Source organism: Wolbachia endosymbiont of Diaphorina citri (assembly GCF_013096535.2).
Classification (GTDB): Bacteria; Pseudomonadota; Alphaproteobacteria; order Rickettsiales; family Anaplasmataceae; genus Wolbachia.
Genome location: NZ_CP051265.2, coordinates 1,217,822 through 1,242,495 on the forward strand (window position 1 = coordinate 1,217,822; position 24,674 = coordinate 1,242,495).

The following is a 24,674-nucleotide window of genomic DNA, read 5'->3' on the forward strand; positions in this document are numbered from 1 at the left end:
AATAAAGTAAGATTTGGGAGACGTTTGCTGCCAATCAAAAATGCAAAACCTATGTCGCCAATATGATTATTGCTTATTTCAAGTAAAGTAAGGTTTGGTAGATTGCCTTGACCTATATATCCTGCACCTTCAAAACCAAGTTTATTGTTCCTTAGAGTAAGCGAAGTAAGATGTGTAAGTTTACCTAACTCTTTTATATCTTTAGAATCAACCTCTACATTTATTAAATTAAGCTCTTTAATGTCTTTTTTACTCTGTAGAAAGTTTGCTAGCTCTTTTACATTAATCTTAGTATTTATATCTGATATTGTTAAAGCTTGATTATGTACATATTTGCTAAAATCCACCTTACCCTCTGTTAATATACTATGTAAATATTTTAACTGGCATCTCAGTAGCTGTCAATTGCTTATATAAGATCTTAAACAGCTGGTTTAGGTGCTGTAAAATTCATACTTTTTGTGATCAGCTAGTAAAAAGTCAAGCCTAGGGCAACTCACTAAGCTTTTCTGATTTATTGTGATACAGTTCTTGAGTTTTTTTCTTCCTTTACAAAAGAATCTGTTACTAAATCCTTTAAAGTTTTACCAGGCTTTTCTAGCAATTCAGGTTTAAGTAAATACTCAAGTTCATATATTGCTGCTGTAATTGCTATAGCAGCTAAAGCTGCAATTAAAAATGGTTCTTCTGTTATGAGTGTTAAAGTTATTAAACCTCCTAGAAGCCCAATTACTGGTGGAACAATAATTGCTGCACCTCTTTCCCATAATTGTGGTTTTTTATTGAGCTTATGTTTTTGTTTCTCTTTCTTTTCTTTGTATCGTTTACATGCTCCTTTTTTTCCTTCAAGTGGAATTTCTTTAACTTGGACTTGCTGACAAAATGTGACCTTTTTTTTTGGCTTTATTTTGTCAGAAATAGAAGATTTTGATAACTCAGTGTAGTCAACTTTTTCGTTAGAACCACCCATAACTTTTTCGCTTCATCAATACCTATATTAAATTATATTCTAAATAAAGTCAAGATATTAATTACTATATTAAACTGTACTCTGAAAAAATTAAGATATTAACTACAAGCCTTGAGCCTGTTAAAATCTTCTTCAGCATGGTACGATGACCGAGTCAATGGGCTTGATGCAACTACCAAAAAGCCTTTGGAATAAGCAATATATTTATAATGTTCAAACTCTTCTGGGGTAACATATCTATCAACCTTTACATGCTTTGGAGTTGGTTGCAAATATTGACCAATTGTAATGAAGTCAACTTCGGCGCTACGTAAATCATCCATAACCTGAAAGATTTCTTCTTTTGTTTCTCCAAGACCAACCATAAGCCCTGACTTCGTGAAAAGTTTAGGATTAATCTGTTTCACCATCTTTAGCAAATATAGTGAATGAAAATAACGAGCTCTTGGTCTTATTTTTGCATACAGCCTTGGTACTGTTTCGATGTTGTGGTTATAAACATCAGGTGATGCAATAGCTATTGCTTCAAACGCTCCTTTCTTATTTAAAAAATCAGGAGTAAGAATCTCTATTGTTGTTTCCGAAGTTATCTTTCTAATTTCTTCTATACACCTTATAAACTGATTTGCACCACCATCTGCTAAATCATCGCGGTCAACAGAGGTAATGACAACATGCTTTAAATTTAACTTTTTTATCGCTTTTGCTAAATTTTCTGGTTCATGAGGATCGAGCTTATCAGGAATGCCAGTTGCAACGTTGCAAAACGCACAAGCACGAGTACAAACAGAACCCAGAATCATCACAGTAGCATGACGTTTATTCCAACATTCACCAATATTTGGACACGCAGCTTCTTCGCATACTGTATGTAAGTTATGTAGCTTAACAGTGTTTAAGGTTTCATTGAATATTTTACCAGCTGGAGCTTTTGCTCTGAGCCATGTAGGCTTACTATGCATTTGAAACAGCTAGCTCTACCTCTTGTTTTGCTAAAACTTTCTTTAATCTTCTTTTTATCTTTTGCGCTTCTTTACTTAGTTTAATTGTTTTTGTGTTGAGCAAGAAAGCATCAAGATCACCTTTGTAATCTATAGTTCTTAAAGTTCTTGTCGCTATACGAAAGCTAAACTTTTTGTCTAATATATTACTCGTCAATGTAACTTTATGTAAATTTAAGAGAAAGGTACGCTTTGTTTTACGATTTGAATGCGATACCTTATTACCAAAAGACTTTTTTCTATTTGTTAACTCACAAATTCTACTCACTTCAATATACCAATTTATCCTATGTAACTAGGTTAACCTTATATAGTTAAATAGTCAACTCCCTTGCTTGATTTTTATACCGTATACTGCTTTATAGCCAAAAAACACTGTAATTTTTTCTATTACAAGAGAAACCATATGCTGCATTTCTAATGCTTTACTGCCATTTGTTACTAACAGATGCAGAACACCAGAATTTACGTTTTGTGCGTATGAGATCTTTTGTGGTTTTGTACATTCTGCTAATTCCTCTCCAACTATACTTTTCCAGTTTAAAATAAGACGTATTTCATTTTTGCTGATCTTATTTTTCATGCATTTTAATGCATAGTTTTCTACTATAGATTTTAATTTCTTTGGCCCGCTATATTTAAACATCTTTCCAGTGCTTAAAATTAAATTATATTACAACTTTCTTATACAAAAAACTAACTTATTGTTTTCATAATCCTCGGCCTCACACATAAAAAGCAGTATTTGTATATCTAGCATTTGCCAGAATTTTGTGTTTCCTATCTTGTAATCATTTTTAATTTTAATTTGTTAAATTATTATGAAGCTAATTAAAATTCGAGTAAAGTATAGTATTTCCAAGAAGATTATCTTTTTACTGTATGCAGTAATTTTCTTATAGCTATCTGTTTTTTAAGATCTTTCTGCAATCCAAGCTGCTTGAATGGCCTCTAATATTTTTTCATTACAATACTTTTCATCATCATCAAACTCTTCTAAATCCAAGACTTTTCTTTTAAGTTCAGTGAATCTAATACTAATTATATCTTCATTTGGAAATTTCTCTTCTAGAGCTTCTCCAATATCTTCTATATCAAGCCATTTCATACTTTTTTAATAAATTAAACTGGTGCCCATGGGGAGACTTGAACTCCCAAGGTCGCAAAACCCACGGATTTTAAGTCCGCTGCGTCTACCGATTCCGCCACACGGGCCTTATGTTGTTTATCTAGAGTAAAATTCTACTACTAAATTGACTTCCATGTCTGCTGAATAGGGGACTTCGGAATATTGAGGCGCTCTCAAATACTTCACTGAAAGTGCTTTGCTGTCTGCCTCTAAATAATCTGGAGCCTTACGTTCTTGTTTTTGTTCAGCCTCTATTAATATAGGAATTTTTGCTGCTCTTTCCCTTATTTTTACTATATCACCAGGCTTCACTCTATAACTTGATATGTTAACCACCTTATCATTAACTGTAACATGTTTATGAGATATAAGCTGTTTTGCCGAGTAAATTGTTGGCACAAAACCAGAGTGATATAAAACAGAACTTAACCTTGATTCTAAGGCACCAATAAAATTATCAGCCGTATAACCTTTTCTTTTGTAGGCATCTAAGAATGTACGTCTAAGCTGCTTACTTGAAATTGCATAGTAGAACTTAAATTTCTTATGTGCAGCAAACTGCTTACCAAAATCAGATAACTTCTTAAATCCAAGAATACCATGCTGACCTGGAGGGTATTTTCTTTTATTGACCGAATCTTTTGCTCTACCCCATAAGTTTACACCAAGCCTGCGACTGATTCTATACTTTCTATTGATAACAGTTGTCATACAAAAATTCTCACAATCTAACTATAAATTATTAATGATTTTAACATTAAGTGTCAACTTGTTTTTGCCGCTATGATATAGTATACTTCACTTTTAAGTTTTCCTATTAATACATGAATCATCTACTACTAAAATCCATGGCAAATGCTGTCCGCTTTTTATCAATTGATGCAGTACAAAAAGCAAATTCTGGACATCCAGGTATGCCACTTGGCATGGCAGATGTTGCCACTGTATTATTTGCTAAATATCTAAACCATAACCCTGATGATTCTCAATGGATCAGTAGAGATCGTTTCGTCCTATCAAATGGTCACGGTTCAATGTTGCAATACTCTATATTATATCTGACAGGCTACATTAGTATAGATGAACTAAAAAACTTCAGGCAACTTACATCAAAAACTCCAGGTCACCCAGAATTTGGCTTAACTTCTGGTATAGAAGCAACAACAGGCCCGCTTGGTCAGGGATTTGCCACTGCTGTTGGCATGGCACTTGCTGAATCGATTCTTGAAAAGCAGTTTGAAATCAGTCACTACACTTATGTAATGCTAGGAGATGGCTGTCTTATGGAAGGTATAAGCCATGAAGCAGCGTCCCTTGCTGGGCATCTTAAATTAAATAAGTTGATAGCACTTTTTGACGACAATGACATCTCTATAGACGGCTCTACTAGCCTCTCTTGCTCTGATGATGTAGAAAAGCGTTTTTCAGCGTATGGATGGAATGTTGACAAAATCGATGGGCATGACTTTGATGCTATATCCCTTGCAATAGAGCAGGCGCAAAAGTCTGATAAACCTACACTAATCTGTTGCAAAACTATTATCGGAAAATTTTCAAGCCGTGCTGGCACATCTTCTGCTCATAGTGGTGCCTTTACAGAGGAAGATGTAAAACAGATGAGAGAAAAATTAAATTGGGGCTATGAACCATTTCATGTACCAGAAGATGTGAGAAACGCTTGGATAGAAACAGTTAAGAGGGCAAAGCAAAACTATACATCCTTGATCAATAAAGAACTACAAAGAAGACTTGAGAAACGTTTGCCGAATAATATCGAGAGTGATTTGGCTGATCTGAAGAAACAAATATGTAAGCTAATGCCAAACGAAGCTACTCGATCTTCTTTCGGCAGAGTAATGGAACTATTAACTAAGTCTATGCCAGAACTAATTGGTGGTTCTGCTGATCTTACCGGTTCAAATTGTACTAAATATAAGCACATGCAGGCAATAGATAGTAATAATTATGGTGGTTCTTATGTACACTATGGAGTGAGAGAGCACGCTATGGCAGGTTGTATGAATGGTATGGCTCTTCATGGTGGGATTATTCCTTATGGTGGAACTTTTTTAGTATTTTCCGACTACTGCCGCCCTGCTATACGTCTTTCAGCCTTGATGAAACAGCAGGTTATATATGTGATGACTCATGACTCAATTGGAGTAGGGGAGGATGGTCCAACTCACCAGCCAGTAGAGCATTTAGCTTCTCTGAGAGCTATACCAAATCTATATGTTTTTAGGCCAGCAGATGCAATTGAAACTTTGGAGTGCATTAGCATTGCATTGGAAAAGAAAGAATCTCCATCATTGTTTGCACTTTCAAGGCAAAATATCAATTATATGAACTCTGGTGCTGAAAAATTGGCCAACCTATCAAAATTTGGTGCATATATACTATGCGAATATTCAGGGAAGCTAGAAGTGACGATATTTGCTACCGGATCTGAAGTTGAAATTGCAGTTGAGGCAAGAGAAAAATTACAGGAAAAAGGTGTAGGAACAAGGGTCATTTCTATGCCGTGTTGGAGGCTTTTTGACGAGCAAAGTGATGAATATAAAGGGGTAATATTAAATAATGACAGTATTAAAGTTGCAATTGAAGCTGGAAGTGAAATGGGTTGGCATAGATATATAGGTTCAAACGGTATATTTATTGGCATGAAAAATTTTGGAGAATCAGCACCTTATGAAGCTCTTTATAAGCATTTTAATATTAGCGCTGATTATGTAGTAAAATGTGTTTGTGAAAACGCTTTTTATCATTCCACTGCGCATAAAATTACTTAATGCACTCAGCAAGTGCCGTTATTATGATAAGTATAACAATGTTACAAAAAATAATATCATAGAATTCAGTAGGATAATTCCTAGAAAACCCCTACATACTAAAAAAAGCAAAATGCTGTTAAAATGAGCTTAAGAATAAATAGCAAACATCTAACATAACGAGTCTATTTGTAAATCAGGTGAGGCTTATCCTATAGAAAGCTTTCGAACTACGCAAGCGTATCTTTTGCCTTTAGTATTTCTTTATTGTTTAAGATAACTGTCTGAGCTCCTCTGCCTTAGCATTATATCTCCACTTTCTGCAAGTTATTCCATTAAGTAGTAAAAATATTAGACTTGCCGCAAAACTAAGAAAAAAAGACCAAAGATAGAGCAGATTGAACTTACAGTAAAAATAGAACAAAAAAACTCCAACAATAAATTATACAAACTTCATCAGGTTAACTTTAACTTAAGAAAACATAAATCAAATTTTCTTGCTCAAAGACCTTGCTTTTTCTCCAACCTTACTCAACCGTACTCTAGCTTAATGCATAATTTTACCCATAAACAACCTTATCTTTGGTACTTTTATTAGTTACAAGTCATCTAGAAAACCCAGATGCTCTACGAAGCCCACCAATCAATATCAGATCCTGCTCTTGTCCTACAGCATTTAATATAGCGTATAACAAAACCATCGCATCTCCCCCAGTAATACGCTTGCATCCTCCACAAAATTCGTATTCACTTAACTGTCGATTTGCCTCCACCCTTTTTCGTTCAACTTGTTCTGCGGTGTTAGCATACTTCAACTCTATTCCAATTGGATGAGTATCATCATTTTCCGCAGATTTTGATAATACTAGGTCTATTTTCCTTCCTCTCTGTAGCTGGAACTCAATAATTACCTTGGCAGGATTATCGCAACTTTGAAATATCCCACGCAATAAAGCCTGAAATTTAGCTTCATTATTCACGAGTAGACGGTTTCCATTTAATAACGGAGACAACAGACGAGAAATCTCATTAAATAAAACTTCATACCTAGCCCTGTACTCACCATTAACATTACTATCATTACTAAAATTAGGCTCAGCACTCATCAATTCATCTGCAAATTGATGTAAGTTCCTAACGTTACCCATTTGTTCTGAGAACCTACCCTCAAAATAACCTTCTCTATGAGAACGTGAGTAAGCACGTAGTGATTCGAATTTCTTTGCAGAAAGCACTTGCAGATGACTCTGGACATTTACCTCACAAAGTACTTCACGCACATTAGCATTATCTTCTGCTTGAGGTAATAATGACAGGTCTAATGCTTTATCTGGTAAAGTCTGCGACCTTAAATAACGAAAAATGTGAAGCACAACAAAACCAATATTTGATACAAACAGAGCTAAAGTTAACGCATGCCTTACAATGGTTGCTGCATCTCCCCTACCACCTATACGTTTCATTTTCTCTTCCTCAGAGTGGTTAAATAGATATTTGGTGATTATTACTCCCCTTCGCCTACCAGCTACTCTTAAAAGATCGGCTGTGGACAAAACATTTCCAAAGGCAAACGATGACATGCAGGAAAAAGTGTCACAATGAGGCGATTGAGTGAACTCTGAGGCTATGGGTTGTAAAAAACGTATTACATTTCCCCTAACTCCATTTCCATGAGGATGTAGTAAACCAGGTATTAAGGAAAGACCACCTTCTGAAAAGGGCTGCACAGAAGTTCGGAGACCTGCACCTCCACGTAATTGAAAATTTAACGCTATACAAACAGCACTTGGTGATGAGGTATGAATAGGCAAAGACGACACAGAACAACTTTTAGCATAATCTTTAGCTTGTTCTAACCCTTCCTCATCACCAACCTTCAGCTCAATTATAACTGGAACTGAATCATTTGCCTGATCAACACCACGAACAAGCAAAACAACATCTGCATAACCTTTTCCTATGAGTAGCTCTGGGTAGACATCAGCCACAGACCGGTATCTAAAATTTACTAAAAACCACACAGAAAACCGTGGTAATCAGACTCTGCACCGAACACTAAGCTACCTTCATGTTCATCATGTATATCAACAATGTATTGCAAAATCCTTTTAACATTAGTACGCACTTCTCCTGCGTTATCATTTGCCAACTCATTTATCAGGTCTAACAATTCACCTGGTGCTCTGATTGGGTTAATTTCGTGAAAAACTGGTGCTTCATATTCATCACGTTGAGGGAAACTGTGTCCTTCATCAAAATGCCTACATTCCTCTCCAAATCGAAATATTTTATGCTCTTCCCAGTCCAGATCCTCACCTTCCTGTAATTCTTGTGGAAGATTTTCTTCTACCTGCTGCTTCTCTTCTGCACTAAACCTTGACCCAGGGCTGTTCTCATTATCAGCAATAGTATAACACCTTACTATTCTTCTATCTTCTTCATTAGTAAGAACTGCAACTTTCAGATTTCCACAACCGTCAAAACGAAAATAGACTCTTTCATCTTCACCTAAAATACCTGCATCATGTGCAGTAGAAAACATACCAAAAAAGAATGCAGGAAAAAAGCCAGGCTTATTAGCTGAATGCAAAAAGGATGGACAATTGTTTAAAAAACCTACAAATTGTCTACTAAACTCATCACAACCTCCACTTAATAAAGCCCTAACTAATTCACGATCTTCATTATTACCATGCATAAATACTCCTATTTGTTAACAACTGCAGCAGGCGAAATACTAACACTAGTACCCACTAACATAGATTGAGGACCTTCAGAACTAGCAGAGGATAAACTCAAGCTTTTCGCCGATTTGCACAACTCTTCTTATATGTTGGAAATATGTTCTTACAAATTAAAGTAAGAACTGAAGAGAAGAGGAACCGTTTCCCATCTTGGTCACAAGGACCGTTTGATAGCAAGGTTCTCTTCTTTGATTTATTATACTGAAAGTTCCGAACAACTGATTGAGCTTTTAGGCTCGTATATAAGAGTGGAAAATGCAGTATTACATATTATTTTATGGAGGAATTATGAATTCATCAAACATTATTGCTGGCGTTGATGTTAGCAAAAGTAAATTAGATATCCACATTCACCCACTTGAGCATTATAAAATATTTGAAAACAATGTACAATCCATTGATGAAATGCTGGACTTTTTACGTTTGCATAATGTAACCAAAGTTGGTCTTGAGGCAACTGGTGGATACGAAAAATTATGTGCCTATACTTTACTAAGCAATGGTTTTGAAGTGTACATCATTCAACCAAGGTGGGTAAGAGACTATGCTAAAAGCCTCGGTATTACTACAAAAACTGACAAAATAGACTGCAGTATCATCTCACGTTATATTAATAACACAGATATGCGTGCTATTCCTTTAAAAGTTGATAATGGTAATATTGATTACTTGAAACAAAAGCTATCTCGTAGGAACCAGCTAGTAGAAATAGCAAAAATACAAAAAAACCAAATCCAACAGATAACTGATACATCTATAATCAAACAGATAGAAGAACTTCTTGCAATTTTACAAAATCAAATAAAAACTTTAGAAGATGAGATAATTACATTTATTGATCAAAACCAAGAGCTTAAGAAAAAATACATATCAATAACCAGTATACCAGGTATAAGTAAAATCACAGCCACCACTTTGATTTGCCATTTGCCTGAACTTGGAACCCTTCAAAAAAAACAAATATCTAGCCTTGTCGGACTTGCACCTTTTAATCGAGATAGTGGCTCTAGTAGAGGAAAAAGGTGCATCCAGGGAGGTAGATCACAAATCAGGAAAGTTTTACACATGTGTATTCTCAGTGCACAAAAAGTTAATTCTTATATCAAACCTTTCTTTACTAGATTATACAATCAATATAAAAAGCCATATAAAATTGCTTCCACTGCTGCTATGAGAAAGTTACTTTTACTTGCTAACTCTTTAGTAAGAGATGGCAGGGTTTTTACTGAGGAATACAGCCCTAAATCTGCTTAGATCTTTAGTAGAGTGTGGTTGTGCTCTAATTGCGTAAAAGTCAATAATAATTTTTATATCATTGAAAATATTTTTTGATGTAAAATTCAACTCTAATAGGGTTATTATTGTCCGCATTTTCTATAAAAAATAAAAACTTAAATACCTAAAACTGTCTGCAGTAAGGCCATCTGATCAACGCCATTAATTTTACGGATCATATTTTCTGCATCAATTTCAATAAGCTCCTGACCAGAGATGATAAGTTTATAATAATGAGCTGCAACCATGCATCTAAGTGTTGCTTTCTCGGCAGGTTTCCAGCTACCAAAGTCAAATTCTTTGAATATTCCCCTAAGATTTATAACTACTGCTTCAATATCATTACTACCACTTCCTTGCATACCACCCCTGAGTGTCAAAGCTACTGAATTTCCATTTATTAAACCAAAAAGCCTAAATAGCTCTGAATCATATTCAGCAAAAGTAAACTCAGCTTCAAGCTTTTCCATGCCCATGTCAATGCTTATTGGAATATCCATGCCACCTGCACGATATTCTTCTGTTTTGATAGTAAGCTTCGGCAGAGTGATTTCATCGATTTTCCCAGCATAACCTTTACCATCAACAAACACGTTAAAGTTCTTTAAGATTTTTGGCAACATCTTTTTATACCTTTAAAATATAAAATATTTTTTTATTAACCAACCTGACCATTACCTCACCCTAAAGGCTGATAGCTAAAATACTGACATTCTATCTTAAAATTAACCTTCTTTAAGTTAAGGAATATGTGCGTCCACACAAACTATAAGCACATATTCCTTGACCTGTTAAATCTAAAGCTTCATATTTTCCTTAGTTGTTAAAAGAATTTAAGCTCAGAATTACAACTTAAATTACGTAAAAATGCGTTAAAGCATCTTTGACCCACCAAGTAAAAATTATTTTTAGCATTTTTCATTTTTTTATTGATTTTTAACACAACTGCTATCAAGCCAAAAAGTCTAAATAGTTCTGAATCATACTCAGCGAAAGTAAAGTCTGCTTCAAGCTTTTCCATGCCCATGTCAATATTTATTGGGATATCCATACCACCAGCACGGTACTCCTCTGTTTTTATGGTAAGCTTCGGCAAAGTTATTTCATCTATTTTCCCTGCATAGCCTCTACCATCAACAAATACGTTAAAATTTCTCAGTATTTTCGGTAACATTTTTCCTCTTTCTCCCCTTTTTATAATATTGTACCACTCACAAGATGTGACCTGAAAGTAATCTGTTCAGCTGGATATGATGGTGTAAATTCGAAATCAAAATATACTTTCCCGCTTGCAATATTTGCCGGTGTATTGAGTTCAGGTGTTGCATAACATTTTCCGCTAATAATAGCTCCTTGTGCTTTTAAATTGGCCAAATAAGAATTCACCCCCTCAATTACATCATCTATATAAGTTTTGGTAATATTTCGATCAACTGCCCAGAGATGAGCTCGAAGTAAACTATCATTGATTAAATCTGCAGTCCTTCTCACTGATAAAAAAGCCCATTTTGAGTCATTTGAACATGTTCTATTGCCCCAAAGCCTATAGCCATTTTGATGAATTATCGTTGTTACTTCATTTTCATTCAAGTGGTTTGCTCTACAATTTGTATTACCGAGCGTAAAATCAATAGGCCTGCTTGTTCCAACAATACCATTTATCTCTTTGTTTGAAGGTGAATGCCAAAATCCTTGCTCACTATCTACTTTCGCTATTAAACCAGCTACAAATGGGCTTGCTGGCAAAATTTCTTCTTTTCCTTCAATAAATACCTTAACCCAAGGATCAACTACGTAAACTCTTGAGCTGCCTACACTTTTTCTCCATTTGATTGCTTCTTCATCAACAGTATTTGGTCCGTCTGCAACAATAATTGCTCTTAATTTTTCTGCTATGGAAATTAAAGCACTCACTACTGGATTTACTCCATCTATTTCAGGTAACTGATGAGTAAACTGAGGTGCAATTAATATTCTTGGAGCAATATGAACTATGCTTTCACTACTGAGGAATGCCTCTATCCCTTGATACTCTCCAGTCTCTTTATCAACACCGCCAATTATATTCTTCAGCGTCTCTTCTTCTTTTAATTTTGGATCGCTGTTTTCACTCTCTTCAACTCTAATTACTATAACTGTTACACCAATCTGGGAAAATATTCCATTTACTGCAGAAGGTAAACTTCCACTCTTTCCGAGCTTTACTGCTTCCTTTAAGCTTCCTGCAACTAACACTGGTTTATTTAGCGGAAATTTTTGCTCATCTGCTTCAGGTGCAGTACCAATTACACCTATCACTGATGATTTAGCTGTACGTACTGCTTTGGCCCCTGAGGTTACCTCAATAACATTTACTCCGTGCAAAAATTCTTCAGCCATTTCTTTGCATCTTTTGTTTAAAATCGTTTAGTAAGTTCTCTACACTTTTGGCTTCTGCAATTTTCTTCTTGGTAATGTCTTCCAACTCTTCACATTTCATTATTTCTTTTACTGCTTTTTTTACTTTTTCTTCAATGATTCTTGCCATTTCAGTAACTGTAATACCACGTACTTTTGCTAATGGCTCTATAATTTCTGCATCTTTTTCGTCTATAGATTCTGGTGCTGCTAGAATGTTTTCTGCGGCTTTTGCTTGTATTTCGTACGACTTAAGCTTCTGATGAGAATATCCTGCGTATTGGTGAGTATAGTTATTATAATAAGTACGGAGACTAGAAAGTGCAGAAAGTTTTGCATTTTCCAATAATTCCAGCTCAATATCTTCCTTATTCCTTTCAACAATTTTCTCCCCTTCTGTTAGACAATAGCTTTTTTGCCAATCAAAATCTTCTGGTGCTTCATACCAATCATTTCCAGTTGGTTTGTTTTCAAGTGTTGTTGTTTCAATCTGCTTGTGGTTTTCAAAACGTATATAAATAGTCATAAATTCCTCCTCATTGCCATATTTGATTAGTTCGTTCTAATCCTGGACATTGCCAAGCTTTTAGCGTTCTCTCCACATCTACTTCAAGTCCTGTAGTTAGAACATTGCTACGTATGTTATAAATCCCCCACTGAATAAATTGACCATAGTTGTGTACATAATTTGATGCAAGCATACCTTGACTAACTTGTGTTCTGGAATACAGATAAGATGATGTGTAAAGTAATATTGCAACTGTTTTTCCTGCTGGAATCTCCACATTACCAGATCCGGCTAACTTGCTATCAGAACTCGTGTATTGGTAAACATTTTTCCATACTATTTTTGAAATACTTGATTTATTAGAATTAGTGTTATCAGGAGTTCCCACAAATAATCCTGCTCCCCCATACTCCGTACTCGAATACGATGATCCAACAAATTCCATTGTTTTATTTATGTTCACATTGGTTGTATTTTTTACAAATACTACTCCAAGTGCAGCATACGGATAATAGTATATCTCATCATAACTACCAGAAAAACTTTTTGTGCATAACTCTCCGTAAATAAATGTTCCTTTACTTCCCTCTATAAAACTGAGTTGTCTTGGCCGATAAAAACTAACGTAATCTGTATTGTACGTATGGCTACCTGCTAGTAGTTGTAACATATAGTCAGTTTTTGTTATATCACTACTCCACTTTCCAAGCTCTGTCGTAAAAGTTCCGTGGCCAAAATAATTATTTTTTCTGCCAAGTACACCAAATAAGAAAGGTAATGACCCTGGTTCAACCATGTTGCGCTTTCTTATTTCATCTATAAGAGACACTTTTAACTGTTCATCCCGAGTTTTTACCTCATTTATCAGGGATGTTTTTAATTGGTTATCACGAGTTTCTATTTCCCCAATAATTGATGAGCCAGATGGTACATTATTAACAGCACGAAAATCTTCTACTAAACCTTTAAGACCATCTTTATGACTATTACTAATGCTATTTATTGCTGCAATATTGGCATTCTTTCTCGTATCAAGTAGGGATAAATTTGTTGTCCCTTTTTCATCAATTCTCTTTAATAACTGCTTCTCTGATTCAGAGATCACTGCTAAAGAACTAGCTTTTTTATTATCCAGATCAGTTAAGTGTTTTTTTGCACTATCAAGAAGTTCTTTTAGCTTACCATCAGTCATCTGTACAATTTCAGAAACTGCACTTTTGTCGACTATTGATTCCAATGCTTTAGCAAGATATGCTAATTGATCTGGTGTACTGTTTTCTGCTAAATCCTTAAGCCTCTTTTGTAGTGCATCAATTATCTCTTTTACCTCAGTCATCTGCACAATGTCAGCAATAGCTTTTTTATCTGCTATCAATTCCAGCGATTTTGCAAGATATGCCAGTTGATCAGGTGTGCTGTTTGCTGCTAAATCCTTTATCCTTTGGTATATTGCTTCTTTCATTTCCAAAAATTTAAAAAAGTCTCAAAATTAAACCGCTCAAAATTACTCTTAAGTTGATTATGCTCATCTTCTCTTTCGGTAATATCTTCATCTATTTTCTCAATTGTGGTACGGATACGAACAACATCCTGCACAGCAATATTTTCTGGATGCGGTAAAGGATATCCACGCCTTGTTTTATCATTTGGCATTTTTCTTATGTTATAACAATCCGCAAGTTTTTTACCTTTGGCCGATAGATAACCGTACTACTTAAAACCAATTTTACCCTTGTTTCACTGGCATTAAAGTTTGTCAGTACGTGGGTTCTTTCCACCCAATTTTCTCCAATTGGTTTTCCTGATGTTAAATTTACTAATTGCCAATCCACGTTTTTTTGTACATATGCTTTAACATCTGCAGTGCCAGGTATTAGCGCATCATAGGTAATTGTTATCTTAGTGTTAGCTCCTGCTGTAATGCTTCTTGTAACATAATCCCCAGACTCTGAAAGATTGCCCATAACTAGCTGTAACCCAGAATATAGCACTGGACTTTTTTCTCGCCCTCCTTTTAGGCTTGCTTTTACCGTTAATTCCCCATTTATTCTTTCACGCAGTGCAAGCGGCAAATTATCAGACAAAAAGTTTTCTCTTCCCTCTTCATCTGTTAATATAAATTCTACATTAGTATCAAATGCTACTTTTTCGACGTTCGTCAAAACAATTAAATCTGATACATTATTTGCAGTAACTTTACCCAGATCAATAATGTGAGAAACTTCGCTAAATTTTGCAGCTAGTAATCGAAACGTTAAATCTAAATTTTGATGTGGTGTCCAAGTACTTGCATTGCTTGATGATAGTAATACTCCTACTTGATATGGTTGACTTGTTACCCAACGGCTATTTACTGCATCATATTTGCCAAGTTCTGCTATTTTTACTGCAGTATCTGCATCATCAGTGAGTAGCACTATTGCATACTCTTGTCCTGCATGGCAAAACACTGGTGACCACTCTATAAGTGTTGCTGTGCCATCTATCTTTATATCTTTTGGCTCAATATAGCTTTCAGCAATGACAGTTTGCGAGGGCACTCCCACTGCTGTTTCTCTAATCTGCACAACAACACGTTTTTTGCCTTTATTTACAAACCATAGTTCCACGCCTCCTATGTGCCTACTTTCATTTAGAGTAAATGTTTGCGCTAAAGGATCAACTCTTCTTGCTGCGATAACTCTTCTTCTTTCCTCTATGGTAATTGTTTTTTTACCAGTATAAGTTGTCTCTCCATAGCTTCCTTTATCCCCATAAAATTGTACTAATTTAGTACCTGCTGGAATATTTGCCGGCACTTTCACCTTTCCCTTTAATTTTCCCTGGTTGTTAGCTGTTATCATATTTTTCACCTCTTATGCCATAGGCTGAATGACGATACCATCAAACTTCACTTCTTTGAGCTTTTCGTTTGGGGAAAAACCTTCAATTTCAAAATTCTGTACTGCTTCTCTCATAAATTCAGCTTCGTATGAAGTACTTGACAGCAGCTCTGTTGTTTCTTTAACATTAAATACTCTAGTTACTGGACTTTTCCAATTCGTGGTAACCTCCGTCCAGTGGTCTATATTTTTATTTAGAGTAATTTGTGCCGGAACTGGATCAAAAGCTTGATACGGATTAATTTTTTCACTTTTAGTCTGTAAAAGCTGTTCCAATACCGGCTCAAGTTCATACGGTAAAAGATAAGGTTTTGTGCTCTTTTCAACATCAATAATTTCTACATCTATTGGTAAAATTAGTTCCTTATTTACTATTGCTGCAGACTGTGAAACTCCTTGATCACGCATATCATCGTCAAAAAACGAATCAACAAATACTCCTTTTTTCGTTGTAGGTTCTCTTGAATTTGCATCATTGCGTAGACGTTCCTCTGCAACCAGCGCATAAAGATCATTTATTCCTTTTTTCATTGCTTCAAGCTCATTCATCGGTACAGCATGAATAGCACTATTCACTATTTTTACCCCTTCTTTTTCTCCGTTTTTCCATGTCTGATGAATGTAGCAGAGCAAAAGTTGTCCGCTAGGTGCTTTAGGCATTGATGGTCGCCAAGGGTGAGCTATACCTTTTATTCTCCTTACTACTCCTTTGCTATCGATAGTAATTAAATCATAGCGGGGCATTTTCCAGGTGTAATCAATCAGAACCAAGCTGTTATCAACTGCTCCTTTTACTTTGCATCCCTGTTCACTTATATCTTCAGGGCTTACATGAGTACGACAGCGGTAAGTTATTTGATAACTACTTCCAGGAGCTGGTTCTTTACCTGGTAATGACCAATCAACGTTTCCTGCATTTAACTTATAGTCTATACTATTTTCATAAATAACATTGCCTTGTTTAATTTGAATAATCTCAAGTACCGCAGAGTCAGGTATTGGATCAACAGCTCCTGAGTATGAACCGTGAGTAATGGTAATGGTTTTTTGAACAGTTATATCTACTTTTTTAATTTCACTTATTGGAAAATCATTAACCTTCAGTTCCATTACTCTTTGGCTATTTGGCTGAAAAGTATGTGGTTCTGATTCAACTGATTTTATATCTGGATCTTCATCAAAAGAAATGCGAATACTGTGAGGTACCTCAATTTCATAACCATCAACATGAGCTTTGCCCTCATTAATTACAAATATTTTTTTTCCTCCTTCCCCCTCTTCCTTTTGCAGGAACATTACTTCAAGGCCATTTACAACGTAGGAACCATTTGCCTCTTTGTCATAACGAGCAAGAGCAGTAGTTACTATATTTGCTTGTGGTGGCGGTGAATGTTCTATCAATACTCCATTTTCAATATTGTAAATTGGGTAAAATTCGCCATTTGTAGAGTTAACAGTAACACTTTCTACTTGGTATCCCCAAATGGTGGAAACTTTAAGCCTTGCTGCCCCTACTTCTTGATAATTACGTGTACCAACAGCAGGATCACGAAGATTTTCGTCCTCAAGTTCTGTAATCGTAGATTCTAGATAATAAACACCTATGCGAACTATAGTACTCAGTGGAATAACAAACTCTTCTTTTTCGACTTTTCTAACTGCTCCACGAAGATAGATTTTTCCTGACTCAAGTGTAACTTTACCAGTTTCCCCATCTATAATACAATTGCTTCCTGTTATAACATCGCCATCACGAAATATTGCATCACCTATGCCTTTAAGCTTAGAAAGAGCATACTCCTGAGTCTCATTTAATTCTGCAGACTGTAGACCTCTTCCAGCAAGAAATAAGCTTTTTTCGTATTCTTTGTCAGGATTAAAGCGGTTATAATAACTATTTAAGGTCATTTTTTTTCAAAAAGTTACAACAAATGAAAAAGTTTCCCGAGTTGCAGATGTTCTGATAAGTGGTACGGTATGTTCTAAAACTAACAAAATTCCAGGATTTTCCACGTCTTTTGGTTCAAAATATCTCTGTCCAGGAGGCAACTTTTCTTTTACCTTTGTACCAACCATAACTCCTAATTCCCGTATAACTTGATTTGCTGCGTCCGTGAAATTGAAAGTGAATTTGAGAAAAAGATTATTGGTTGGTACATTTGAGGGTCTAAACCTTCCAGAAGGAGTTACAAGTTCTCCATTCTCATCACCTGTGCAGAAGAGAACCTCATCTGCAGTACGTCTGCCAAGTTCATTCAAGAGCTTTATAGAATTTATAGATTCAGGTGGTGTGCTTTGAGTATATTCTACAGTAACTGCACTATTTGCCGTGATAGAGCTATTTTCCGTAAGTTTTATTACACCAGTACTGCTATCAACTGTATAGTCAACACTTGACTGATACACTGTTTGTCCTGTAAAAACCCTTACATCTTTAATAGTGTGGTGATCTAGAGCTATTTCACCCTCAACAAAAACTTTTTCGACCTGATGGCTACTTCCAGAGCTTGAATCACCACTTCCCCAAGCAAGATGTAGAGATTGCTCTTTTATGCTGGCTGCTATTGCTGCTCTTCCTGATTGTGTAAGAATTGACACCTGTGATGAGTTTGAAAGGCTTATATAATATATATTCAGGATTTGGAAAATTTTTGTCCAAAAAAAATGAATTTTTGCCTAATTTTTTGTTGCAGTATTATTTAAAAATCGAACTGTATTATTCTCGAAAAAAAACAATAGAATATCAATAGGTTAAAAATTGCATCTGTATTATTTATTTTTGCTCCTGTCCTACAAAGTGCACCTATAAGTTCTCATCCTTAAAGCATTAATTGTTTTAGGGACAAGTTATGAAACTAAAAACTGCCATAGTTGTTCAAAATATACGGTATCAAGCTAAGAGATTAAAACTTTTTGAATGCTTTGCTCATGAAACTCATGAAGATCTTGAGCAAGAACTTTTCTGTGAAATTTGGACTTATCTTGATAGATATGATGAAAGTAAAGGTAGCTTTAACACTTTTGTAGCAAGATTAACTGAACGTCGTGCCAATAACTTATTGGAGAAACAACTATGTATGAAGCGCAATATTAATAACTATGTCAATATTGAGAAAACAGAAGCTTTTGAAGATGAAGTAGCGAAACGTACTGATGTAGATTACATGATTTCAACGCTACCAAGAAAGATGCAAAAGATATGCGAACAACTCAAGTACTTTAACTTATATGAAGTTGCTAAGATGAACAACATATCAAGAACTACTTTAAATACTATGGTAAGAAAAATACGTATAAAACTCTCTTCCATCTACTACAAGAGCAAAAAGAAAAATTGAACATAAATTCTACCTTTCCTGAATATATAACATATACCATTGAGGTGAATAAATGACTTTTAAAATTTTAAATAATAATGAAAGATTGAAAACAACTACAGGCATAAAAGTAGTAATTTTTGGTCCTTACGGTATTGGTAAAACCAGCCTATTAAAGACTATAAGTGAACCAACACTATGTCTTGACTTTGAAGCAGGTCTGCTTGCTGTTCAAGATTGGCAGGGAGATTCTATTAGTGTTCGTACTTGGAATCAAGCTCGGGATATTGCCTGCCTAATTGGTGGTCCAAACCCTGCGCTGAAATCTGACCAAGCATACAGTCAAAAACACCATGAACATGTATCTGGCAAGTATAAAGATCTTCTTTCTGAAGTTTCTAAATACCGATGCATCTTTGTAGATAGTATAACCGTTGCTTCACGTTTATGTCTTTTATGGGCAAGGATGCAACCTGAGTGTTTTTCTGATAGATCGGGAAAAGAAGACAAAAGAGCTGCTTATGGGTTACTTGCTCAAGAGATGATGGCTTGGCTCAATCAGTTTCAACATATCAGAGATAAAGACATCATCATAGTTGGCACATTAGGTCAATATCTCGATGACTGCAATCGTCCAACTTGGCTACCTCAATGTGAAGGAACTAAAACTGCTAGTGAGATTCCAGGGATAGTTGACGAAGTAATCAGTATGGTTGGAATCAAGAAAGATGATGGCACGGAGAAACGTTCATTTGTCTGTCAGACTATTAATAGTTGGGGATATCCAGCTAAAGATCGCAGTGGCTGCTTGAATATGGTTGAAGAACCACATTTGGGTAAATTACTTGCAAAAATTAAAGCCAAAACTTTGGCACCTATTGCTTAATTAAAAATTGGAGAATAATTATTATGGAACAAAGCTTTTTCAATATCGGTCAAAAAATTCCCTTTTTCAGTGTGAAAGAATACTTGAATGATCAATCACCAATACCAGAAGATATAATCTCGCCAAGGATTCTGACAAAAAGAGGTCTATTAGTACTGGGTGGCCCACCTAAGATTGGCAAAAGCGACTTTTTGATCTCTTGGCTTGTTTACATGGCTGCTGGAGTTTCATTTTTGGGTATGACTCCAAGCAAACCTATGAAAATTTTCTATCTGCAAACTGAAATTGAATATGAATATATGAAAGAACGTTTGCAACAACTTCAACTGGATAACGAACTTTTGAATATAGCTGCCAATAACTTAATCATTACACCAAGAGTACAATTATCTTTCAGCAGTGAAGAAATAGATGAAATTAAAAATGTTATTAAAGAGCGTTTTAAACCTGATATTATTGCAATCGATCCTCTTCGCAACATCTTCAACTCAAGTGAATATGGCAATGAAAATGACAATAGCGCTATGCTATTCTTTTTGCAAAAAACGCTTGAAAGACTGAGAAATGTTATCAATCCAGATTCGGGCATAATACTCACTCACCACACAAAAAAATTATCGAAAAAGATGCTGGAAGAAGATCCATTTCAAGGCCTAAGCGGTGCTGGATCTTTACGTGGATTTTATAGCACTGGCATGGTGATGTTTGCTCATGATGAGGAAAGCACTGTCCGTCAAATAGTATTTGAGCTTCGTAATGGTGAACGTGTAGCAAGTAAGCTTGTTGATAAGATAGATGGTCGTTGGAAGCTTGCAGACCAATGGAGTTGATTCCTTTTTTTCACTTAATTTATAGGAGACAATATGTTATCAGATTTTTTAACTGATTTTAATACTGCAAAATTACAAAGTAATTTAATACCAAAAGGTACAATAGTCAAGGTAAAAATGGCAATTAAACCAGGAGGTTATGAAAATTGGTTCACTAAAAGCTACACTACTGGCAGCATCTATTTAAACGTTGAATTTACTGTCACTGAAGGTCCATATGCAAAACGCAAGATTTTTCAAGTAATTGGTATTAAAAGTGGCAAAGCAAGAGTTGAAGGAGAAGATACTTGGGGAGAATCTGGACGTTCTATGCTTAGAAGCATTTTGGAGTCAGCACGAAATATTCATGCACATGACACTTCAGAGAAAGCGGTTACTGCTAGAAAAATCAACTCTATAGCTGATTTTAACGGGTTAGAGTTTACTGCAAAAGTTGGTATTGAAGCTGATCGGTATGGAGAAAAGAACAAGATTGCTACGGTTATTACTCCAGAACAATCTGAAGTTGATTGGTTGCCATTTTGAAGTACGACGAAGAGAAGCTCTGGATTGCTGTAATTGAGAGAGCTATCAAAGATGCAGCAGGAAAAAATCCAGAGCTAAAGAAAGAAGCAATTAAATGGTTTGATTCAGAGTCTTTTGAAACTGTTTGTGAGCTAGCTAATCTCAGCTCTAAACGTATGAAAAGTATGTATGGGGGTTTTATGCAGAGAAAGGAAATAAAAGGATTATTGATTGATAATATTAAGAAGTGTGTACCTTACCTAATTCCAAACGGTAATTTTTATCGAGAGAGGACTTATGTTGGCAATTTTGATGGGAATACGATTACAGTTAAAATAGTAGGTAAAGAAACTGGAAACTGGCGTAATTTTACTAAAGGAATTAGTGGTGATATTATCGATCTTTGGACTTTAGTTAAAGGTGATATAAATTCCGCTAAGAAGTGGTTAAATACTAAAGAAAACACAACAGAACATAAAATTACATCGTTTTCAGCAAAGCATTACTTAAATGATAAATCACCAATGCCAAAAGATATAATAGGCCCAAGAATTCTAACTCCAAGTGGTCTTTTGGTCATAGGTGGAGCTCCTAAAATAGGAAAGAGTAATTTTCTACTTTCCATGTTGGTACATTTAGCTGCTGGAGTATCATTTCTTGATATGAAGCCTGCAAGGCCACTTAAGATATTCTATCTACAGAATGAAATGGAATATAGAGAGCGCTTACAGAAGCTAAGAATCAGCAAGAAAATCCTTGATGCAGGAACAGAAAACTTAGTTATTACTAAAAAAGTACAGTTAACTTTGAATGTGGAAAAAATAAAGGAAATTATGTCGGAAAATCTCGATGTAAAAACAGTTGATCTTATAGTAATAGACTCTGTTTTTGATTATAGGAGTATGATCTCTTTTCTGCAAAATAGTATTGATGAACTACGCTCTATAACTAATCCTGCTGCTGGAGTAATAGTTACACATTACACCAAAAAAGTGTCAACAACCACGTTAAAAAAGAATCCATTTCAAGCATTGAGTGGTGCTAATGTTTTAAGAAGTTTATATACATCTGGAGTAATGATATTTAGGCCAGAAAGGAATACTCTGCAATTGATGTACGAACTTAAAAACGGCAAACCAATACCAACAAAATTCATAAATATGGTTAACGGACGCTGGATAGCTACAGCTTAACCAAATTTCTAAACTTTAAATATATTGGAGATTTTATGGGTATCTATTGTGATTTTAATACTGCAGCTCCACGAAAAAATGCACCGTTAGTAGAAAAAGAACAACTTAAAGCTCAGCTTCTGTTAAATATCAGATCATGCCTTTCTTATCTATTGCCAAGAGGGATTTTTTGTGGTGATAAGTTTTATGTAGGCAATATACAAGGTGATAAAGGCAAGAGTCTAGTAGTAGAATTAAGTGGCAGTGAAGCTGGCCTATGGCATGATTTTGCAACAGGAGAAGGTGGTGATATCATTGATCTTTGGGCAGGAGTACATAGAAAAAGTACGAGAATAGAGTTTCCTGAAGTAATGACTTCTATAGCTCAGTGGCTTGGTCATTTCAAAACTTCAAGTAGTCCAACTGCATATTGGGATTATTACGATGAAAACGGCCAAGCTATTGTTAGAGTATATCGTTATGATGATGATAGTGGAAAGAGATATCTTCCTTTTGATATCAAAAAATCCACCTTTAGTGTACCAGAGATAAGGCCACTATATAATATTCCAGGTATTTTAAAGTCCGATAAAGTTGTTCTGGTTGAGGGAGAAAAATGTGCAGAAGCGCTGATAGAGAAAGGAATAACTGCAACAACAGCAATGTCAGGAGCAAATGCACCTATTGAGAAGACAGATTGGACTCCACTTAAAGGTAAACATGTTATTATTTGGCCAGATAATGATGAACCAGGTAAGAAATACGCTGAAAAATCTGCTATGAAACTTACTTGTCTTGGAGTTGAAGAACTTTGCATTTTGGAAATACCTAAAGATAAACCAAAGGGTTGGGACGCTGCTGATTGCGTGAAAGAAGGTATAAATGTTGAAAAATTCTTATCTTTAATTCTTCAAGTTCCATATGTGAAAAAACTATCAACTACCGAGGAATTCTCGAAAGTTCAAAAAGCAGGACGTTGCATTTCACTTTCAGCAATTCCAGTAATAAAGTATTTAAAGGATAAATCACCAATGCCGAAAGACATAATAGCTCCAAGAATTTTAACTCCAGGAGGACTATTGGTGTTTGCAGGTGCACCTAAGGTTGGAAAAAGTGATTTTCTTATTTCTTGGTTATTACACATGGCAGGAGGAATTCCATTTTTGAACATGATGCCCACAAGACCTTTGAAAATCTTTTACTTACAAACTGAAATTGGCTATCACTATATGCGTGAACGTCTTCAGCAGATTAAACTAAATGAAGAACTTCTTGAAATTGCTGGATATAACTTAGTTATTACACCACAAGTGGAGTTACTTCTAAATGATGATAGTATAGAGATTATTGTAGATAAAATAGAAAGTTCATTTGGCTCGAATGCAGTTGATATAATAGCAATAGATCCACTACGCAATATTTTTGATGCCGGCGAGAATAGTAGTGAAAATGACAACAATGCTATGTTATTCTTTCTACAAGAAAGGGTTGGTAAATTGAGAAAGCTGGCTAATCAAGATGCAGGAGTTATTTTAGTACACCACACAAAGAAGATGCAAAAGAAATCATTGGAAGAAGACCCATTTCAAAGTTTTAGCGGTGCAAGCAGTTTAAGGGGATTTTATACTACAGGAATAATTATGCACAGACCAGATGAACAACAAAGTAAACGTCAGCTAATCTTTGAGTTACGCAATGGTCATGCTATTGCATCAAAATACGTTGATAAAATTAACAATAACTGGTACGTGGTTGATTATGAATCGCAAAGACTTGTGAATAAAGATTATGGTCAAAGGTTAGATGCAGAACGTTCGCGTAGGTATGATACTATTCTACAATTAATTTATGATGAAGCACGGAAGGGACGTCTATATACAATAAATTCGTTCTGTCAGGCATTTGAGAATAAAGCAGGTCTTGGTAGTCAACATTCGATCCGTGAACGTATTGATACTTTAGCTACAAAGGGCTATATAAAATTTAATAGAGAAGGTAAAAATGGAGCAAGAACTAGATATGGGGTGCTTTGTGTTGCAGGCATGGAAAAGAAAAGTAAGGTATTTGATCATCAACTGAATAAAGAAGTGACAATTTATGAAAAGGTCTTACCAACCGACTATAAATCACTGGAGAATGGTAGCATTTTACCAGTTGAAAATCCGAATACTTGGGTTCATCATAGCATCTGCAATTAATAAAATTAAAATAGAAAATATGAGTTATTTCAGTCTTCGGATTTGCTCAGTTTGTCTTCAGAATTTGCTTAGTCTATGCAGACTGAATTTAGT

General features: G+C 35.3%; 24 protein-coding genes, 1 tRNA gene and 1 pseudogene. 8 read left to right on the top strand and 18 right to left on the bottom strand.

The genetic code is table 11. The features are described from left to right. Positions 1-514: 514 nt before the first annotated feature. The 7 genes from HGO49_RS05720 to rpsD form a co-directional block, all read right to left on the bottom strand. Positions 515-970, bottom strand: coding sequence for a hypothetical protein (locus HGO49_RS05720; RefSeq protein WP_017532569.1), 456 nt, complete (start codon positions 968-970; stop codon positions 515-517). A gap of 98 nt (positions 971-1,068) precedes the next feature. Next, a complete protein-coding gene (gene lipA, locus HGO49_RS05725) occupies positions 1,069-1,932 on the bottom strand; it encodes a lipoyl synthase (RefSeq protein WP_017532570.1) in 864 nt (287 codons plus the stop codon). After that, positions 1,925-2,239, bottom strand: coding sequence for a 50S ribosomal protein L28 (gene rpmB / locus HGO49_RS05730; RefSeq protein WP_006012685.1), 315 nt, complete (start codon positions 2,237-2,239; stop codon positions 1,925-1,927). Before rpmB ends, lipA begins: the two co-directional genes overlap by 8 nt. Positions 2,240-2,293: 54 nt before the next feature. Further along, the gene (locus tag HGO49_RS05735) at positions 2,294-2,617 is read right to left on the bottom strand and encodes a DUF721 domain-containing protein (RefSeq protein ID WP_017532571.1); all 324 of its coding nucleotides are present in this window, start codon (positions 2,615-2,617) and stop codon (positions 2,294-2,296) included. Between the two features lie 267 nt (positions 2,618-2,884). Then, positions 2,885-3,079, bottom strand: a complete 195-nt coding sequence (gene iscX, locus HGO49_RS05740; RefSeq protein ID WP_006012689.1) for a Fe-S cluster assembly protein IscX — start codon at positions 3,077-3,079, stop codon at positions 2,885-2,887. 20 nt (positions 3,080-3,099) lie between these two features. After that, positions 3,100-3,186, bottom strand: a tRNA-Leu gene (locus tag HGO49_RS05745). 10 nt (positions 3,187-3,196) lie between these two features. After that, on the bottom strand, positions 3,197-3,811 hold the full coding sequence (rpsD, locus tag HGO49_RS05750; protein ID WP_006012690.1) for a 30S ribosomal protein S4: 615 nt from the start codon (positions 3,809-3,811) through the stop codon (positions 3,197-3,199). 113 nt (positions 3,812-3,924) lie between these two features. Here rpsD and tkt point away from each other — a divergent pair, with 113 nt between their 5' ends. Next, on the top strand, positions 3,925-5,889 hold the full coding sequence (gene tkt / locus HGO49_RS05755) for a transketolase (RefSeq protein ID WP_017532572.1): 1,965 nt from the start codon (positions 3,925-3,927) through the stop codon (positions 5,887-5,889). A 584-nt stretch (positions 5,890-6,473) separates the two neighbouring features. On the opposite strand, the gene HGO49_RS05760 is transcribed toward tkt, so the two are convergent. Together HGO49_RS05760 and HGO49_RS07370 are read right to left on the bottom strand one after the other, a co-directional pair. Next, on the bottom strand, positions 6,474-7,856 hold the full coding sequence (locus HGO49_RS05760) for a hypothetical protein (RefSeq protein ID WP_237398544.1): 1,383 nt from the start codon (positions 7,854-7,856) through the stop codon (positions 6,474-6,476). Positions 7,857-7,876: 20 nt separating this feature from the next. Next, positions 7,877-8,566: a hypothetical protein gene (locus HGO49_RS07370; protein WP_237398545.1), complete on the bottom strand. Its 690-nt coding sequence runs from the start codon at positions 8,564-8,566 to the stop codon at positions 7,877-7,879. Positions 8,567-8,900: 334 nt separating this feature from the next. Between HGO49_RS07370 and HGO49_RS05765 the strand changes: the two genes are divergently transcribed. After that, entirely contained in the window at positions 8,901-9,866 is a 966-nt protein-coding gene (locus tag HGO49_RS05765; RefSeq protein ID WP_017532573.1) for an IS110 family RNA-guided transposase, read from the top strand. Between the two features lie 137 nt (positions 9,867-10,003). On the opposite strand, the gene HGO49_RS05770 is transcribed toward HGO49_RS05765, so the two are convergent. The 9 genes and pseudogenes from HGO49_RS05770 to HGO49_RS05810 all read right to left on the bottom strand — a co-directional run bounded on the left by HGO49_RS05770 (position 10,004) and on the right by HGO49_RS05810 (position 18,272). After that, positions 10,004-10,510 (bottom strand): phage major tail tube protein, encoded by a 507-nt coding sequence (locus tag HGO49_RS05770; protein ID WP_017532574.1) that lies wholly within the window; start codon positions 10,508-10,510, stop codon positions 10,004-10,006. Positions 10,511-10,788: 278 nt separating this feature from the next. After that, a pseudogene (locus HGO49_RS07375) lies at positions 10,789-11,061 on the bottom strand (phage major tail tube protein); the annotation flags it as partial. A 20-nt stretch (positions 11,062-11,081) separates the two neighbouring features. Beyond that, positions 11,082-12,266 carry a phage tail sheath subtilisin-like domain-containing protein gene (locus tag HGO49_RS05780; RefSeq protein WP_017532576.1) on the bottom strand — a complete coding sequence of 395 codons (1,185 nt, stop codon included), beginning with the start codon at positions 12,264-12,266 and terminating at the stop codon, positions 11,082-11,084. Beyond that, positions 12,259-12,810 (bottom strand): hypothetical protein, encoded by a 552-nt coding sequence (locus HGO49_RS05785; protein ID WP_017532577.1) that lies wholly within the window; start codon positions 12,808-12,810, stop codon positions 12,259-12,261. Before HGO49_RS05785 ends, HGO49_RS05780 begins: the two co-directional genes overlap by 8 nt. A gap of 10 nt (positions 12,811-12,820) precedes the next feature. Next, positions 12,821-14,254, bottom strand: coding sequence for a hypothetical protein (locus tag HGO49_RS05790; RefSeq protein ID WP_017532578.1), 1,434 nt, complete (start codon positions 14,252-14,254; stop codon positions 12,821-12,823). After that, entirely contained in the window at positions 14,251-14,445 is a 195-nt protein-coding gene (locus HGO49_RS05795) for a hypothetical protein (protein WP_017532579.1), read from the bottom strand. Before HGO49_RS05795 ends, HGO49_RS05790 begins: the two co-directional genes overlap by 4 nt. Before the next feature lie 5 nt (positions 14,446-14,450). After that, a complete protein-coding gene (locus HGO49_RS05800; protein ID WP_017532580.1) occupies positions 14,451-15,635 on the bottom strand; it encodes a hypothetical protein in 1,185 nt (394 codons plus the stop codon). A 12-nt stretch (positions 15,636-15,647) separates the two neighbouring features. Then, entirely contained in the window at positions 15,648-17,582 is a 1,935-nt protein-coding gene (locus tag HGO49_RS05805) for a DUF4815 domain-containing protein (protein WP_017532581.1), read from the bottom strand. A gap of 6 nt (positions 17,583-17,588) precedes the next feature. Further along, on the bottom strand, positions 17,589-18,272 hold the full coding sequence (locus HGO49_RS05810; protein ID WP_172758376.1) for a hypothetical protein: 684 nt from the start codon (positions 18,270-18,272) through the stop codon (positions 17,589-17,591). A gap of 251 nt (positions 18,273-18,523) precedes the next feature. Here HGO49_RS05810 and HGO49_RS05815 point away from each other — a divergent pair, with 251 nt between their 5' ends. Genes HGO49_RS05815 through HGO49_RS05840 form a run of 6 tightly spaced genes read left to right on the top strand, consistent with a single transcriptional unit; the run spans position 18,524 to position 24,581 of the window. After that, on the top strand, positions 18,524-19,012 hold the full coding sequence (locus HGO49_RS05815) for a sigma-70 family RNA polymerase sigma factor (protein ID WP_017532023.1): 489 nt from the start codon (positions 18,524-18,526) through the stop codon (positions 19,010-19,012). Positions 19,013-19,064: 52 nt separating this feature from the next. Next, positions 19,065-19,877, top strand: coding sequence for an ATP-binding protein (locus tag HGO49_RS05820; RefSeq protein WP_017532024.1), 813 nt, complete (start codon positions 19,065-19,067; stop codon positions 19,875-19,877). Between the two features lie 23 nt (positions 19,878-19,900). Continuing rightward, the gene (locus HGO49_RS05825; RefSeq protein ID WP_017532025.1) at positions 19,901-20,707 is read left to right on the top strand and encodes an AAA family ATPase; all 807 of its coding nucleotides are present in this window, start codon (positions 19,901-19,903) and stop codon (positions 20,705-20,707) included. A 33-nt stretch (positions 20,708-20,740) separates the two neighbouring features. Then, entirely contained in the window at positions 20,741-21,232 is a 492-nt protein-coding gene (locus HGO49_RS05830) for a hypothetical protein (protein WP_017532026.1), read from the top strand. After that, positions 21,229-22,404: an AAA family ATPase gene (locus HGO49_RS05835; RefSeq protein ID WP_017532027.1), complete on the top strand. Its 1,176-nt coding sequence runs from the start codon at positions 21,229-21,231 to the stop codon at positions 22,402-22,404. The genes HGO49_RS05830 and HGO49_RS05835 overlap by 4 nt, the downstream gene beginning before the upstream one ends. Positions 22,405-22,439: 35 nt before the next feature. Beyond that, complete coding sequence (locus tag HGO49_RS05840) at positions 22,440-24,581, top strand: AAA family ATPase (RefSeq protein ID WP_172758375.1); 2,142 nt, start codon at positions 22,440-22,442, stop codon at positions 24,579-24,581. Positions 24,582-24,674 lie beyond the last annotated feature (93 nt).